Genomic DNA, 16,101 nt, shown 5'->3' on the forward strand with positions numbered 1-16,101 from the left:
GCTTTGATATAGTCCGCAAACCAGCTTAAAGCTGTACTTCAGAGTGACCTTTCAGTTGGGAATTCGCGGGGTGCTCCGTTCTCACACTTTCCAAAAAAAGATCAACAGACAAAACAGGGCTAAGGGCTGATGGCAAGCAATAACGGTAAGGACAAATCCCTCGAATCCTGGATCTGGGATGCGGCCTGTTCCATCCGTGGCGCCAAGGACGCGCCGAAATACAAGGACTACATCCTCCCCCTCATCTTCACCAAGCGCCTGTGCGACGTGTTCGACGATGAGCTGAACCGCATCGCCCAGGAAGTCGGTTCGCGCCAGAAGGCCTTCCAACTCGCCAGGGCCGACCACAAGCTGGTCCGGTTCTACCTCCCCCTCGTGCCGGACGATCCCGAGCAGCCGGTCTGGTCCGTCATCCGCAAGCTCTCCGACTGGATCGGCGAAGGCGTCACCACCCACATGCGCGCCATCGCCCGGGCAAACCCACTGCTACAAGGCATCATCGACCGCGTCGATTTCAACGCCACCACCCACGGCCAGCGCGACCTGGACGATGACCGCCTCTCCAACCTCATCGAGGCCATCAGCACCAAGCGCCTCGGGCTCGACGACGTCGAGGCCGACATCATCGGCAAGAGCTACGAATACCTCATCCGCAAGTTCGCCGAGGGCAGCGGCCAGAGCGCCGGCGAGTTCTACACCCCGCCCGAGGTCGGCACCATCATGTCCCGCGTGCTCCAGCCCGAGCCCGGCATGGAAATCTACGACCCCACCTGCGGCTCCGGCGGCCTGCTCGTGAAATGCGAGATCGCCATGGAGGAAGCCGCTCAGGGCAAGAAACGCACCGTCGCCCCGCTAAAACTGTTCGGCCAGGAATTCACCCCCGAAACCTGGGCCATGGCCAACATGAACATGATCATCCATGACATGGAAGGCCAGATCGAGATCGGCGACACCTTCAAGAACCCCAAATTCCGCAGCAAAGGCAGGCTGCGCACCTTCGACCGCGTCGTCGCCAATCCCATGTGGAACCAGGACTGGTTCACCGAGGCCGACTACGACAACGACGAACTCGACCGCTTCCCCGCCGGGGCCGGCTTTCCCGGCAAATCCTCCGCCGACTGGGGCTGGGTGCAGCACATCCACGCCAGCATGAACGCCACCGGCCGCGCCGCCGTCGTCCTCGACACCGGCGCCGCCTCGCGCGGATCGGGCAATGCCGGCACCAACAAGGAAAAAATCGTCCGCCAGTGGTTCGTCGACCACGACCTCATCGAGAGCGTCCTCTACCTGCCCGAAAACCTCTTCTACAACACCACCGCCCCCGGCATCGTACTGTTCCTGAACAAGGCCAAGGCGCCGGAGCGCAAGGGCAAGGTCTTCCTCGTCAATGCCTCCCAGGTCTTCGAAAAGGGCGACCCCAAGAACTTCATCCCCGAAGCCGGCATCCAGCGCATCGCCGACACCCTCATCGGCTGGACCGAAGCGGAAAAACTCAGCCGCATCGTCGACCACGCCGAGCTGAAGAAAAACGACTACAACATCTCCCCCAGCCGCTACATCCACACATCGGACGCCGAAACCTACCGGCCCATCGCGGAAATCGTCGAGGAACTGGAGGTCATCGAGGCCGAGGCGCGGGAGACGGACAAGGCCTTGCGGGGCATCCTGAAACAACTGGGGGTCAGTTCATGAAGAAGAAAACCACCAACGCCACGATCATCGTCCGTGGCAGCGAGATCACGGTGACCCGTAGTCAGGACGATGACTACATTTCGCTCACGGACATTGCGAAGCACAGAGAACCGACACGCGCCGATCACGTCATCCAAAATTGGATGAGAAACCGGAACACCGTGGAATTCCTTGGCGTGTGGGAGAGCCTGAATAACGCGAATTTCAAACCCCTCGAATTCGAGGGGTTTAGAAATCGGGCGGGTCTCAACAGCTTTGTGCTGACCCCGCGCCAATGGATCGAGACCACCTCAGCCGTAGGCATCGTTTCCAAATCTGGTCGCTACGGCGGCACTTTCGCCCATCGGGACATCGCCTTTGAGTTCGCCTCCTGGATATCGGTCGAATTCAAGCTCTACCTCATCAAGGAATTCCAGCGGCTCAAGGAAGACGAGAACCGCCGTCTCTCCCTCGCCTGGAACCTCAACCGCACTCTCGCCAAAATCAACTACCGCCTCCACACCGACGCCATTCAGGCGCACCTCATCCCGGCGGAAGTGACCCCCAAGCAAGCCTCCATCACCTACGCCAACGAAGCCGACCTGCTCAATGTCGCCCTCTTCGGCCAGACCGCCCGCGAATGGCGCGATGCCAACCCCGACAAGGAAGGCAACATGCGCGACCACGCCACCCTGGAACAACTCCTCGTCCTCGCCAATATCGAGAACATGAACGCCGAGTTCATCCACATGGAACTCCCCCAAGGCGAGCGCCTGAAACGCCTCAACGCCATCGCCATTCGCCAGATGCAGACGCTTGCCGCACGGACGGCAAAGCAGTTGGAAGGTGGCTCCCCATGAGCGGCCTCGGCCCCAAGGGGACGTCCATCACGCGCTCCTCCGCGGCGGAATACCTCACCTTCATCACCGCCAAGGGCGAAGGCGGCGTCGAGGCGATCTACGCGGATGAAGACGTCTGGCTCAGCCAGAAAATGATGGCGGTTCTCTATGACGTTGACGTCCGCACGATCAACTACCACCTGCGGAAAGTATTCAAAGACAGTGAGTTGGCGGAAGAATCAGTTATCCGAAAATTTCGGATAACTGCCGCCGATGGCAAAAACTACGACACCGGCCACTACAACCTCTCCGCCATCATCGCCGTCGGCTACAAGGTCAACTCCGAGCGGGCCGTCCAATTCCGCAAATGGGCCACCACCGTGGTCAAGGAATACACCATCAAGGGCTTCGCGATGGACGACGAACGCCTCAAGGCGGGCGGCACCGTCCTGACCAAACAGTACTTCGAAGAACAGCTCCAGCGCGTCCGCGAAATCCGCCTCAGCGAGCGCAAGTTCTACCAGAAGATCACCGACATCTACGCCACCGCCATCGACTACGACCGCAGCGCCACCGCCACCCAGCGCTTCTTCGCCACCGTGCAGAACAAGCTCCACTGGGCCATCCACGGCCGTACCGCCGCCGAAGTCATCGTGGACCGGGCCGATGCCGGGAAACAGCACATGGGCCTGACCACATGGAAAGACGCGCCCCATGGAAAGATCCAGAAGTTCGATGTCAGCGTCGCCAAAAACTACCTGACCGAACCGGAGATGGCGCAGCTCTCCCGCCTCGTCAACGCCTACCTCGATGTCGCCGAAGACATGGCCCAGCGGCACATCCCCATGACCATGCAGGACTGGGAAACACGCCTCAACCGCTTCATCGCAGCCACCGACCGGGAAATCCTGCAGGACGCCGGCAAAGTCACCGCCGAAATCGCCAAGGCCCACGCCGAATCCGAGTTCGAGAAATACCGCATCGTCCAGGATCGCTTGTTTGTCTCGGACTTCGATGCCGAAGTCATGCGGATCGCAAGGAATGATGTGGAACGCGGGAACGAAGAAGGGGGTGCGGAATGAGCGCCGAACTCCAGCAAACCGAAATTGGCGAGCTTCCGGCCGCCTGGTCGATTGGCCGCGTTGATTCGGCGTTCGACATTCAGCAAGGAAAGCAGGTCTCGAAAAAGAACCGCGGTGGCGAACACCAGCGCCCCTTTCTCCGAACCAAAAACGTCTTCTGGAATCGCCTCGAACTGAATGATCTCGATGAAATGCATTTCAGCGAGGCCGAGCAGACACGTCTCGAACTTCAGGCAAACGATCTGCTTGTCTGCGAAGGCGGCTCAATTGGAAGAACAGCACTTTGGAACAATGAGGTCGATGGCTGCCTATACCAGAACCATCTCCATCGCCTCCGTGCGAAGGGCGACAAGGCTCATCCGCAATTTGGCGTGTATTGGCTTTGGTATGCCTTCGACGTGGCCAATCTTTACTTTGGCCGTGGCAACGTCACGACGATCCCGAACCTTTCGCAGTCAAAGCTGGCGGAGTTGCCCATGGCGCTTCCGCCACTCCCCGAGCAGAAGAAGATCGCGCACATCCTTTCGACGGTGCAGCGGTCGATCGAAGCGCAAGAGCGGATCATTCAGACCACCACCGAGCTGAAAAAGGCCCTCATGCACAAACTCTTCACCGAAAGCCTCCGCAACGAACCCCAAAAACAAACCGAAATCGGCCCCGTCCCCGAAAGCTGGGAGGTGGTGCCGCTTTCCGATGTCTGCCGCTTCCAGAGTGGCGGAACGCCTTCGAAGAAGAATCCAGAGTTCTGGGAGGGAACGATTCCTTGGGTATCCCCAAAGGATATGAAGCGCCCACGACTCGCTGACGTTGAAGACCACATTTCACAAGAGGCGCTCGAAAGCGGAAGCAAGCTTGCCCCCGCTGGTTCGGTTTTTGTCGTTGTGCGAGGAATGATCCTGGCAAAGACTGTTCCAGTCGCGCTCGCAGAAGTCCCCATGGCCATCAATCAAGACATGAAGGCCATCGTCCCCGGGCCCAAGCTTCGGTCAGGCTTTCTTCTCTACGCCTTGGAGGCACTGCGGGAAAACCTCTTCAAGAAGGTCGGGCGCTCGGGTCACGGTACGTGCACCTTGATGGGCCACGAGGTGGCTGCATTCAAAATCCCACTTCCCGATTTAGCGGAACAGGAAGAGATTGCTTCAGCGATTCAGAACCTCGAACGGAAAAAGGAGCTTCACGATGAGAAGCGAAAGCAACTCCAAGACATCTTCCGCACCCTTCTTCACGAACTAATGACCGCGAAGACCCGAGTTCATAAAGTTGCCATCACATGAAAATCAGAGACATCACCATTCAGAACTTTCGGCTACTCGAGGACGTTTCTCTATGCCTCGAGAACGACACCACACTGATTGTGGGACGAAATAACAGTGGCAAGACTTCTCTAACGGAGCTGTTCCGCCGTCTGCTGGCTGAGAACTCCCCAAGATTTCGACTCGAAGATTTTTCACTAGGAACGCACGACAGGTTTTGGAAAGCGTTTGAGCTTTTCAGAAATGACGTAGAAGAGAACGTGATTCGGGAAAGACTGCCCACTATTTCGATTGCCCTGAGAATTGAATACTCGGCTGACGAGGACCTCGGCACACTCTCCGACTTTATCGTCGATCTCAACGAAGCTTGCACGACCGCAAAGATCGTTGTCACTTACGCAGTTGGTGCGGGGAAAATTGGTGATCTGTTCGCAGACCTTGGTGACGATCGGCGTGGGTTATTTCGGGCGCTACGAGACCGTGTCCCTAAACTATTCGAGGCCCAGATTGAAGCGAAGGACCCCAACGACCCCACAAACACAAAGATTCTAGAAAGCGCTAATTTGCGGGCAGTACTTCAATTCGGATTCATCAATGCACAGCGAGCGTTGGACGATGCAACCAACAAAGAAAAGGCTGTATTAGGGAAGGTGTTTGAACGCTTGTTTACGTCTGCTTCTGCGGTTGGGGCCGGACCAGGTGATCAAGCGATAGCCGAAACTCTAAAAAATGCGGTTGAAGGTATTCAGACCCAGATCGACACCGACTTTAACGATCAATTGGGAGCTTTAGCACCAACGTTTGCGCTTTTCGGCTACCCGGGCCTTTCGGATCCTCAACTTCGAACAGAGACACAGCTCGATGTTCAGCAGTTACTTTCTAATCATACAACGGTGACTTACTCGGGGCCCGACCCTGAAGGAATTAACCTACCGGAGTCCTACAACGGCCTCGGATCCAGAAACCTGATTTTCATTTTGCTCAAGCTGTTTGAGCTTTTTCGAGAATTCACGACTAGGCAGCCAGAATCAGGAGTTCATCTCATCTTTATTGAGGAGCCCGAAGCGCACCTGCATCCGCAAATGCAATCTGTTTTCATCCGTCAGCTCAATCGCATACGCGTGATGTTTGAGGCTACGTACAACGGAGGTAACGCTTGGCCGGTGCAATTCATTGTAACGACTCATTCGTCGCACATCGCCAATGAGGCGTCGTTTGACGCGATGCGGTATTTCTTGGCGAGGCCTCGGGAGCCTGGGTCCTCGATTTTGAGAACACAATCGAAAGACCTTCGCACCGGGCTGGGTGGAGAAGAGCCAGAGAACCGTGTGTTCCTTCACCAGTATATGACTTTGACACGGTGCGACCTCTTATTTGCCGACGGCGCCATCTTGGTCGAGGGCACGACAGAACGACTCATTCTCCCAGCGGCGATTGAGAAGTTCGACGAACAGCACGGTAGCAACATTGGGGGGAAATACCTTTCCATTATGGAGGTGGGTGGAGCTTATGCCCATCTGTTCTACAACCTTGTCGATTTTCTTGATCTCCGAACGCTGATTATCACGGACTTGGATTCCATTGATGCCGCAGATAATAGGAAGAAGTGCAAGGTATCTGGAGGAACTCACTCTAGTAATGCGTCAGTGAACAGGTGGTTTGCCCCGGTTGGCGGTAATAGCCCTACCCTAGAGTCGCTACTGGCAAAAACTGACGTGGAGAAATCAATAGGCTGTCGGCGTATTGCATATCAAATCCCCCACACTGATGGAGACGCATGCGGGCGAAGCTTTGAAGATGCATTCATTTTGGCGAATCCGAACAAATTTGGTCTTGCTGGTCCGAATACGATAGAGAAGGAGAGCCAAGCGTGGGATTTAGCGCAAGACATCAAAAAGAGTGAGTTTGCGCTACGGTTTGCAATCAACGACACGGAATGGTCAATTCCACGCTATATCGACCAAGGGTTGCGTTGGCTAGGACAGATTGACAATGCTGCTCTAGCGCCTGCCGCATTCGAACTTCCTGCCGAGGATGGTGCCAATGCCTGAAGTCTTGGCAGCAAACCCAGCCGAGGTTGCAGCACAACGCGCCCTTGACGAGGTGTTCCGTTGTATTCGGGAGAGGAAAAGCTTCCGACTAGAAGCGGGAGCTGGTGCAGGTAAGACCTATTCTCTTGTCAAAGCACTTCAGCTGATTATTGAGGAGCATGGGGCTCAATTGTTGCGTGGTCATCAAAGGGTTGCTTGCATCACATATACCAACGTTGCGACTGACGAAGTGACGAAACGGACAGACGGCCATCCTGCCGTCCAAGCTTCGACCATCCATTCGTTCTGTTGGGATCTATGTAAAAGTTTTCAAGGTGTACTTCGCTCGGAGGTCATGAACATTCCGCAGTTGGCCGAAAAGATTAACGAAGTCGGCGAAATCGGAACGAGGCGAGTCGGTTACGATTTAGGGCACCGTCGCGTGACAGACACGGAAATACTTCTGCATCATGACGATGTCTTGAAGATCATGGTGGCCATGATGGAGAGCCCTAAGTTCCGCAGAATTATCGCTGCGCGGTTTCCGGTGCTATTTATCGATGAATACCAAGATACAGATTCCGATTTTGCAAATAGTCTTGTTCGGAATTTTGTTCAAACTGGGGACGGGCCACTCATCGGGCTTTTCGGGGATAGTTGGCAGAAAATCTATCGAACTGGTGCGGGGCTTATCGAGCACGTAAACCTGAAGCCGATTGGTAAAGAGGCGAATTTCCGGTCTGTCTCTGCCGTTGTAAATGTCCTAAACCGTATCCGCCCGGAGCTTCCTCAGCAGATCAGTGATCCTCATGCTGCTGGGTCAGCCAAAGTGTTTCATACCAATGGATTTACGGGGCAACGCCAAACCGGTGGGCATTGGGGTGGTGATCTGCCCGCTGATATGGCACACAGATATCTGTCGCGGCTTCGTGAGAATTTATCCAATGCGGGTTGGGACTTCTCGCCGCAAAAGACCAAAATCCTGATGCTTACGCATAACGTCCTCGCAGCAGAGCAGAACTACAGCCAACTTCTTGGGGCATTTGAATACAGTGATTCGCTTCTCAAGAAGGAGGATCCCCACATCGCTTTTTTGGTGGACACGGTAGAGCCGGCATGTGCAGCTTTCTCAACTGGAAAGTTTGGAGAGATGTTTTCAGTAATTGGTCGAAATGCAGGCAACCCCTCGAACCTCGCGGATAAGCGCGAATGGACTAGAGACATGCAACGATTAGTTGAGCTTCGAGGGAACGGGACGATCGGAGATGTCATTGATCTATTAAAGGAAACTCGCAAACCACGGCTTCCCGACGCAGTAATCCGGACAGAGCGGCGACTGAAAGACTCTTCGCGCGAAGAGATCGACGCTTCACGAACGCTCCTGCAAATCGAAAGGATTCGAATGCTCCCATATTCGGAGCTGATCGCCTTGGCCGCGTTCATTAATGATCACACGCCATTCTCGACGAAGCACGGCGTAAAAGGTGCGGAATTCGAAAATGTTTTAGTAGTTCTTGGGCGAGGCTGGAATCAATACAACTGGTCTCAATTACTTGAGTGGTTTCCCAATCGTTTCCCAGGCAACAAAGAAGATAGTTATGTTCGGAACAGAAATCTCTTTTACGTCGCTTGCTCTCGGCCAAAGAAGAACCTCGCCTTGCTTTTCACTCAAGAGCTTTCGCAGGCGGCTCTAGGCACGCTTGAGGCGTGGTTTGGGGCAGAGAACATTTCCCCTTTTAACCCAGAGTGATCAGGGAGCCATGCCCACCCCCTCCGAACACCAAACCGTCCAATCCCGCATCCTCGGCTACGCCGAGGCCATCGGCTGGTCGTTTGTGTCCCGCGAGGAAGCCAAGCAGCGGCGCGGGTTTGATCCGGGCGTGCCGCCCGCCGACCGCGCCAAAAACCGTTCGCTGTTCTTCGACGACCTGCTCGACGCCAAGCTGCGTGAATTCAACCCGCGCTACGCCGTGGCCGAGGGCGCCTTGCTTGGGGCTTTCCGCCATCTGCACACCGACATCTACAGCAACCGGGGCAGGCCTATAAATCGGACCGCACATTTCGCAATTAATTGCGACAAAGCAAGACTAAGCTCAAAAACTCGCTATAAGTGGCGACTTGACTAAACTTGATTATTGGGCTACATGTCGCAGTATCTGACGATATATGGCTGATATTCGCGTGTACTCGCAATAAATTACGACCATGAAGATCACCGACCTGCTCACCGATGATGCCGTGCTCGCCGAACTGGGCGCGCGGATTGCCGGGCGTCGGGTGGAGTTGCAGCTCACTCAGGCGGCGGTGGCCGAGCAGGCGGGGATCGCCAAGCGCACCCTGGAGCGGATGGAGGCCGGGCAGACGTCGCAGTTGTCCACCCTGGTGCGGGTGCTGCGGGTTCTGGGCGCCGCCTCCGGGCTGGATGGCCTGATCCCGGAGTCCGGGCCCAGCCCCATGGATTTGTTGAAGCAAAAGGGCAAGGTCCGGCAGCGGGCTTCGGGTAAACGTGCCGCACTGGCCACCGGCAAACCCTGGCAGTGGGATGAGAAGCCATGAGCACGCTGGCTGAAGTCAGGCTGTGGGGCAGGACCATCGGCGCGGTCTCGCTGCTGGATGGGGAGGAGGTCGCCCGCTTTGAATACGATGCGGCCTTCGCGCAGAGCGGCATTCAGGTCGCGCCGCTGGTGATGCCGCTTTCCCAGCGCGTGTACCGTTTCCCCGCACTTGCCCGCCCGACTTTTCACGGCCTGCCCGGCCTGCTGGCCGACTCGTTGCCGGACAAATTCGGCAATGCGCTGATCGATGCCTGGCTGGCTACGCAGGGGCGGCAACCGGGTTCCTTCAACGCGGTCGAGCGGCTTTGCTATACCGGCGAACGCGGCATGGGGGCGCTGGAATTTGCCCCCGCCATGGGTCCCCGGGCGAAGCAGACCACACACATCGAAGTGAGCAAGCTGGTTGAGCTGGCGTCGGAGGTGTTGACCCACCGGAATGATTTGCAGGCGTCATTCGCGGCGGAAGGCCGGGAAGAGGCGCTGAGGGACATTCTGCGCGTGGGCACCTCCGCCGGGGGGGCGCGGGCGAAGGCGGTGATCGCATGGAACCCGGAGACCAACGAGGTGCGCTCGGGCCAGGTCCAGGCCGACAAGGGCTTTGAATACTGGTTGCTGAAATTCGATGGCGTCAGCGGCAACAAGGACAAGGAACTGGATGACCCGAAGGGCTACGGGTTGATCGAGTATGCGTATTACCTGATGGCGCTCGACTGCGGCATCGAGATGAGTGAATGCCGGCTGTTCCAGGAGAACGGTCGCTCGCATTTCATGACACGCCGCTTCGATCGGCTGGCGAGCGGCGAGAAACTTCATATGCAGTCGCTCTGCGCCCTGGCGCACTACGATTTCAACATGGCGGGCGCGTACAGCTACGAGCAGGCCTTGCTGGCGATGCGGCAATTGCAGTTGCCCATGCAGTCCATCGAGCAACTGTTCCGGCGTATGGCGTTCAACATCGTGGCCCGCAATCAGGATGACCACGTGAAGAACATCGCCTTCCTGATGAACAAGGCCGGGGAGTGGTCGCTGTCGCCGGCCTTTGATATGACCTACAGCTTCAATCCTTCGGGGGCGTGGACGGCGAGCCATCAGATGACGATGAACGGAAAACGCGACCATTTCACCCTGGAGGATTTCAACGCCTGCGCCAGAGCGGCGTCGATGAAACGGGGGCGCGCCGCGAAGATCTTGGCCGAGGTGCAGGCGACGGTGGCGCAATGGCCTTCGTTTGCAGAAACGGCCGGCGTGCCTGAAAGCGTGCGCGAGAGAATTAAGCGCACGCTGAATCTGCAACCCTACTCATGAAGCCCCATCCATGAAACCGGGCGAACACAAAACCGTCCAGGCCCGCATCCTCGGCTACGCCGAGGCCATCGGCTGGACGCTTGTGCCCCGTGAGGAAGCCGAGCGGCGGCGCGGATTTGATCCGGACGTGCCGCCGGCCGAGCGCGCCAAGAACCGCTCGCTTTTTTTCGACGACCTGCTCGACGCCAGGCTGCGGGAATTCAATCCGCGCTACGCCGAGGCCGAGGGCGCCTTGCTTGGGGCTTTCCGCCATCTGCACGCCGACATCTACGGCAACCGGGAATTCGTCGAGCATCTGCGCAACCGGGGCAAGTTCTTCGACCACGAGGAGAAGCGCGAGCGCGACCTGATGCTGATCGATTACGACGATCCGGCGCGCAATGTTTATGAAGTCACCGAGGAGTGGGCCTTTCACAACGGCCACTATGGCACGCGGGAGGATGTGGTCTTTCTAATCAACGGCATCCCCGTGCTGGTGATCGAGTGCAAGAACGCCAACAAGGACGAGGCGATTGCCCTGGGGGTGGACCAGATCCGCCGTTATCACCGCGAGACGCCCGAGCTGTTCGTGTCGCAACAGTTGTTCACCGCCACCGATGCCATCGGCTTTTCTTACGGGGTGAGCTGGAACACGGTGCGGCGGAACATCTTCAACTGGAAGGACGGGGAAGTCGGGAAATTAGAAGCCAAGGTGAAGGGCTTCTGCGCCATTCCGCAGGTGCTCGGCTTTCTGAAGGACTACATCGTCTTTGCCGAGAAGGACGAGGAACTCAACAAATACATCCTGCGCCAGCACCAGACCGGCGCGGTGGAGGCGGCCGTCGGCCGCGCCCTCGATCCCAAACGCACGCGCGGCCTGGTCTGGCACACCCAGGGCAGCGGCAAGACCTTCACCATGATCAAGGCGGCGGAGCGGCTGTTCCGCGCGCCCGGGGCGGACAAGCCCACCGTGCTGCTGATGATCGACCGCAACGAGCTGGAAGATCAGATGCTCAAGAACCTCGCCGCGCTGGGGCTGGGCAACCTGGAGCACGCCAGCAGCATCGCCCGGCTCAACCAGCTCCTGCGCGACGACTACCGGGGCATCATCGTGACGATGATCCACAAGTTCCGCGACATGCCGGCGAACCTGAACACGCGCGCGAACATCTACGTCCTGATCGACGAAGCCCACCGCACCACCGGCGGCGACCTCGGCAACTTCCTCATGGCCGGCCTGCCGAACGCGAGCTTCCTCGGCTTCACCGGCACGCCGGTGGACAAGACCGTCTACGGCAAGGGCACCTTCAAGACCTTCGGCTGCGAGGATGACCAGGGCTACCTGCACAAGTATTCCATCGCCGACAGCATCGAGGACGGCACCACGCTGCCGCTCTACTACCAGCTCGCGCCCAACGAAATGCTGGTGCCCCACGAGACCCTGGACAAGGAGTTCCTGTCGCTGGCCGAAGCCGAAGGCGTGGCCGACATCGAGGAGCTGAACAAGATTCTCGAACGGGCGGTGAACCTGAAGAATTTCCTCAAGGGCAAGGAGCGGATTCAGCAAGTGGCGCAATTCGTCGCGGAACACTATCGCCAGAACGTCGAGCCGCTGGGCTACAAGGCTTTCCTGGTCGGCGTCGACCGCGAAGCCTGCGCCCATTACAAACACGCCCTCGATCAGTTTTTGCCGCCCGAGTATTCCGAAGTGGTCTACACCGGCAGCAACAACGATTCCAAGCTGCTGAAGGAATTCCATCTCGATCCGAAGCGGGAGCGGCAGATTCGCAAGAGCTTCGGCAAGCTCGACCAGATGCCGAAGATCCTCATCGTCACCGAGAAGCTACTCACCGGCTTTGACGCGCCGGTGCTCTATGCCATGTATCTCGACAAGCCGATGCGCGACCACACCCTGCTACAGGCCATCGCCCGGGTGAATCGCCCCTACGAGAACGAGGCGCAGGAGATGGTGAAGCCGCATGGCTTCGTGCTGGATTTCGTTGGCATCTTCGACAAGCTGGAAAAGGCGCTGGCCTTCGACAGCGACGAGATCAACGCCATCGTCAAGGACCTGAAGCTCTTGAAGGTGCTGTTCAAGAACAAGGTGGAGTCCAGGGCGCCGGACTACCTGGGCCTGATCGAGCGCAACTTCGACGACAAGGATGTGGACACCCTCATCGAGCATTTCCGCGACCCCGAGCGGCGCAAGGCGTTCTTCAAGGAGTACAAGGAGATCGAGATGCTCTACGAGATCATCTCGCCCGATGCCTTCCTGCGCCCGTTCATTGACGACTATGGCACCTTGACGGCGATCTATCAGGTCGTCCGCAAGGCCTACACCCGGACCGTGTTGGTGGACCGCGAGTTTCAGGCCAAGACCAACCATCTGGTGCAGCAGAAGGTCGGCAGTTATGGCGTGGGCGGGTTGGGCGAGATGGTCGCGATCGACGGCAACACCATCGAGCTGATCAAGAACAAGCCCGGCGGGGATGGCACCAAAGTCATCAACCTGATCAAGAGCATTGAAAAGCTGGCGCAGGAAAACAGCGACGATCCTTACCTCATCGCCATGGTGGAGCGCGCGCGGGCGGTGCAGGAGAGCTTCGAGCAGCGCCAGACCAGCACGGCCGAGGCCCTGGCCGAATTGCTGCGCGAGGTAGAAGGCAATGAAACGCGGAAGAAGGAGCAGGCCGAAAAGTCCTTCGATGGCCTGACCTATTTTGTCTACCGCAGCCTGCTCGACGCGAAGATTGAGAACGCCGAGGCGGTCAGCCGCAAGATTCGCCACGCCTTCACCGAGTTTCCGAACTGGAAGCGCAGCGAAAAGGAAATTCGGGAACTCCGGAAGAAAGTCACCTTTGCCATCAATGCCGAAACGGACGACCTGGAGCGAGTGACGGCGCTGGTGGAAGAACTGTTTACGCTGCTGGAAAAGGCGGACCGGATTTAACGTGAAATACCACAGAAGCTCAGATGGCTAACCCTCTCCCGCGCTGCCGCGCACCCCTCCCCCCCGGGGGGAGGGGCTGGGGGAGAGGGAAGGTTGGCGGTAGATTTCATCATCAGGGGAGCAGACTGAACGTAAATGACTGCATTAAAGTTGGCGCGATGAAGGCACTCGATCACAAAGGCCAGTTCAAACAGCGCGTCCGCCACTGGGCCGACAAGCTGGACGTCAAGATCGTCTGGCTGGGGGTACGGCCGATGCGCAACAAATGGGCCTCGTGTTCCACTGCCGGCCATTTGAATTTCAGCGACGAATTGCCTGCCCTGAAGCCCGAGCTATGGGACTACGTGATCGTCCACGAACTGCTCCACTTCTCTGTTCCCAACCACGGAAAGCTCTGGAAAAGCCTGATGCGCTCGCACCTGGGCGACTATGAAGCCCATGAAGGCGAGTTGAAGCGGATCGCGGGTACCAGGGCGCCGCAGCGTAAGTGCTGAATTATTGTTGCCGAGCGCTGGCGTAGGCCATCAGGCAGGAATCTGATTGCAGAGCAGCCAGTCGTATGACAACTCAGGGTGATCAGCGAAGAACAGCAGTAGGTTCGATCCTGCCGAATCTGAATACGCCTTATAGCTGCCGTTAACCCGTAAGACGCGGACAGCCAGGGTTCAATCAAGGCCGCCTTTCGGTCGTCATTTATCACAGCGGCCACCACCACACAGAACCCCCTTCCCTGCCCTGCCCAGCCTGCGTATCGCCGCCTCCCGCTTCGTCGCCTCGCCCCGGCTAGGGGCCTCTTCGAAGTAGGCCAGGCTGACGGGCCTGCGGCTGCGGGTATAGCGGGCGCCCAGACGATCGCTGGCGTTGTGTTCCTCCAGGCGTCGCTCCACGTCGGTGGTGATGCCGGTATAGAAGCTGCCGTCGGCGCAACGCAGGATGTAAACGAACCAGGCGCTCAAGGGGCGGTCCGCACCCGCTCAAGGCATGCCTGGGCCAGGACAGCGGCCCGGTCCTGGCTATCGGCCTCGGCATAGCAGCGCAGTTCCGGGGCGTTGCCCGAGGGGCGCAGGTGGACAATCTCACCGTTGGCGAAGGTGATGCGCAGGCCGTCCGTCTGGTCCAGGCTGGCAGGCTCGCCACAAAGGTCGCCCAGGAGTTGCTGGATGGCCTCGGGGGAGGTGGACAAACGCTGGATGAGCTGGCGACTCTTCTCGGTGGCGAAGTCCTTGATGCGGTCGCTGGCGGTGAAGCGGGGCGGCAGGTCTTTCGCCAGGGCGGAGAGGGGTACGCCCCGCTCCCTTGCCATGGCCAGCAGGGCCAGGATGGGCAGCACCGCGTCCCGGGTGGGCAGGGGCGCCAGCGCCCTCCCCGCCTTTTCGAGCCTGCTGCCCACCAGGAAGCCGCCGTTGGCCTCATAACCTACAACCCCTCCCACCCCGCCGGTTTGACCCTCGGCCATCAGGGCCTCCATGGCGGCGATGACGTAGGGGGAGCCGATGCGGGTGCGGGCGACCTTGGCGAAGCTGCTGCATTTCTCCAGGGCGGTATTGCTGCTCACGGGGGTGGCCACGGCCCCGGCGCCCAGGTATTGGGCGCAGAGGATGCCGACGATGTCGCCCCGCAGCCAGTGGCCCTGCTCGTCCCCCAGCAGGGGCCGGTCAGCGTCGCCGTCCGTGGAGAGGATGGCGTCGAACCTGTGCTCCTCCGCCCAGCTGCGCGCCATGGCGGCATCCGTCTCGCTCACCGCCTCGGTGTCGATGGGCACGAACTCGTCCGTGCGGCCCAGGGGGATCACCTGGGCGCCCAGGCCCTGGGCGATATCCGTGAGGAGGTCCCGGGCCAGGCTGGAATGCTGGTAGAAACCCAGGCGCAGGCCCTTCAGGGGCTGGTCGGGGAAGAAAGCCAGATAGCGGTCTGCGTAGAGCCGGGCGGCGGCGGGGTTGGCGGTCGGCAGGACCTCGGCTTTGACCGCGTCCGGCATGGGCAGGGCGGCGCCGTTGATGGCCGCCTCGTCAGCCTTGGTGATCTCGCCTTCGGCACGGTAGAACTTGATGCCGTTGCGGTCGAAGGGGATGTGGCTGCCGGTGACCATGATGGCGGGGATGCCCTGTTCCTGGGCGTAGAAGGCCAGGGCCGGGGTGGGGATGGCGCCGCAGAAGTCCGGCGTGAGGCCCGCGTGGCGGACGGCGGCGGCGCAGGCCCCGGCGATGCGGGGGCTGCTGGGGCGCAGGTCCATGCCCAGGGCCACCCGGCTGCCGGGCTTTGCTTCGATGGCATGGAGGAAGGCCAGGGCATAGGCGAAGCACACTGCATCAGTCATGTCGGCCACCAGGCCCCGGGCGCCGCTGGTACCGAAGCCCACGCCGCCGGCGGCCATCACATCCTTGGTTGTGGTCATGCTTGTCTCCCGGATTGCATAAACGTAGGGTGTGGATTCTAG

13 protein-coding genes are annotated in these 16,101 nt (G+C 58.8%); 11 read left to right on the top strand and 2 right to left on the bottom strand.

Annotated elements, in window-relative coordinates; translation table 11 throughout:
• The first annotated feature begins 129 nt into the window (after positions 1-129).
• The 11 genes from H6935_04050 (at position 130) to H6935_04100 (ending at position 14,158) form a co-directional block, all read left to right on the top strand.
• A complete protein-coding gene (locus H6935_04050; GenBank protein ID MCP5277518.1) occupies positions 130-1,692 on the top strand; it encodes an SAM-dependent DNA methyltransferase in 1,563 nt (520 codons plus the stop codon).
• Positions 1,689-2,531, top strand: a complete 843-nt coding sequence (locus tag H6935_04055; GenBank protein ID MCP5277519.1) for a KilA-N domain-containing protein — start codon at positions 1,689-1,691, stop codon at positions 2,529-2,531. The genes H6935_04050 and H6935_04055 overlap by 4 nt, the downstream gene beginning before the upstream one ends.
• Entirely contained in the window at positions 2,528-3,592 is a 1,065-nt protein-coding gene (locus H6935_04060) for a virulence RhuM family protein (protein ID MCP5277520.1), read from the top strand. The genes H6935_04055 and H6935_04060 overlap by 4 nt, the downstream gene beginning before the upstream one ends.
• Complete coding sequence (locus H6935_04065) at positions 3,589-4,866, top strand: restriction endonuclease subunit S (protein ID MCP5277521.1); 1,278 nt, start codon at positions 3,589-3,591, stop codon at positions 4,864-4,866. Before H6935_04060 ends, H6935_04065 begins: the two co-directional genes overlap by 4 nt.
• Entirely contained in the window at positions 4,863-6,896 is a 2,034-nt protein-coding gene (locus H6935_04070) for an ATP-dependent endonuclease (GenBank protein ID MCP5277522.1), read from the top strand. The genes H6935_04065 and H6935_04070 overlap by 4 nt, the downstream gene beginning before the upstream one ends.
• Entirely contained in the window at positions 6,889-8,625 is a 1,737-nt protein-coding gene (locus H6935_04075) for an ATP-dependent helicase (protein ID MCP5277523.1), read from the top strand. Before H6935_04070 ends, H6935_04075 begins: the two co-directional genes overlap by 8 nt.
• Before the next feature lie 10 nt (positions 8,626-8,635).
• Positions 8,636-9,001 (top strand): hypothetical protein, encoded by a 366-nt coding sequence (locus H6935_04080; protein ID MCP5277524.1) that lies wholly within the window; start codon positions 8,636-8,638, stop codon positions 8,999-9,001.
• Positions 9,002-9,080: 79 nt separating this feature from the next.
• Positions 9,081-9,431, top strand: a complete 351-nt coding sequence (locus tag H6935_04085) for a helix-turn-helix domain-containing protein (protein MCP5277525.1) — start codon at positions 9,081-9,083, stop codon at positions 9,429-9,431.
• Positions 9,428-10,735, top strand: a complete 1,308-nt coding sequence (locus H6935_04090; protein MCP5277526.1) for a type II toxin-antitoxin system HipA family toxin — start codon at positions 9,428-9,430, stop codon at positions 10,733-10,735. Before H6935_04085 ends, H6935_04090 begins: the two co-directional genes overlap by 4 nt.
• 10 nt (positions 10,736-10,745) lie before the next feature.
• Complete coding sequence (locus H6935_04095; protein MCP5277527.1) at positions 10,746-13,664, top strand: HsdR family type I site-specific deoxyribonuclease; 2,919 nt, start codon at positions 10,746-10,748, stop codon at positions 13,662-13,664.
• A gap of 158 nt (positions 13,665-13,822) precedes the next feature.
• Positions 13,823-14,158, top strand: coding sequence for a M48 family metallopeptidase (locus H6935_04100; protein MCP5277528.1), 336 nt, complete (start codon positions 13,823-13,825; stop codon positions 14,156-14,158).
• A gap of 195 nt (positions 14,159-14,353) precedes the next feature.
• On the opposite strand, the gene H6935_04105 is transcribed toward H6935_04100, so the two are convergent.
• Together H6935_04105 and H6935_04110 are read right to left on the bottom strand one after the other, a co-directional pair.
• Entirely contained in the window at positions 14,354-14,599 is a 246-nt protein-coding gene (locus H6935_04105; GenBank protein ID MCP5277529.1) for a GIY-YIG nuclease family protein, read from the bottom strand.
• A gap of 17 nt (positions 14,600-14,616) precedes the next feature.
• Positions 14,617-16,059 carry a phosphomannomutase gene (locus tag H6935_04110; protein MCP5277530.1) on the bottom strand — a complete coding sequence of 481 codons (1,443 nt, stop codon included), beginning with the start codon at positions 16,057-16,059 and terminating at the stop codon, positions 14,617-14,619.
• Positions 16,060-16,101: the final 42 nt, after the last annotated feature.

It is taken from the genome of Thiobacillus sp., assembly GCA_024235835.1.
Taxonomy (GTDB): Bacteria; Pseudomonadota; Gammaproteobacteria; order Burkholderiales; family Thiobacillaceae; genus PFJX01.

What these genes read in the sequence shown, in the direction of transcription:
- H6935_04060 (MCP5277520.1), top strand. Translation starts at nt 2,528, where the DNA reads ATGAGCGGCCTCGGCCCCAAGGGGACGTCCATCACGCGCTCCTCCGCG.
- H6935_04080 (MCP5277524.1), top strand. Translation starts at nt 8,636, where the DNA reads ATGCCCACCCCCTCCGAACACCAAACCGTCCAATCCCGCATCCTCGGC.
- H6935_04065 (MCP5277521.1), top strand. Translation starts at nt 3,589, where the DNA reads ATGAGCGCCGAACTCCAGCAAACCGAAATTGGCGAGCTTCCGGCCGCC.
- H6935_04075 (MCP5277523.1), top strand. Translation starts at nt 6,889, where the DNA reads ATGCCTGAAGTCTTGGCAGCAAACCCAGCCGAGGTTGCAGCACAACGC.
- H6935_04055 (MCP5277519.1), top strand. Translation starts at nt 1,689, where the DNA reads ATGAAGAAGAAAACCACCAACGCCACGATCATCGTCCGTGGCAGCGAG.
- H6935_04085 (MCP5277525.1), top strand. Translation starts at nt 9,081, where the DNA reads ATGAAGATCACCGACCTGCTCACCGATGATGCCGTGCTCGCCGAACTG.
- H6935_04110 (MCP5277530.1), bottom strand. Translation starts at nt 16,059, where the DNA reads ATGACCACAACCAAGGATGTGATGGCCGCCGGCGGCGTGGGCTTCGGT.
- H6935_04070 (MCP5277522.1), top strand. Translation starts at nt 4,863, where the DNA reads ATGAAAATCAGAGACATCACCATTCAGAACTTTCGGCTACTCGAGGAC.
- H6935_04100 (MCP5277528.1), top strand. Translation starts at nt 13,823, where the DNA reads ATGAAGGCACTCGATCACAAAGGCCAGTTCAAACAGCGCGTCCGCCAC.
- H6935_04050 (MCP5277518.1), top strand. Translation starts at nt 130, where the DNA reads ATGGCAAGCAATAACGGTAAGGACAAATCCCTCGAATCCTGGATCTGG.
- H6935_04095 (MCP5277527.1), top strand. Translation starts at nt 10,746, where the DNA reads ATGAAACCGGGCGAACACAAAACCGTCCAGGCCCGCATCCTCGGCTAC.
- H6935_04090 (MCP5277526.1), top strand. Translation starts at nt 9,428, where the DNA reads ATGAGCACGCTGGCTGAAGTCAGGCTGTGGGGCAGGACCATCGGCGCG.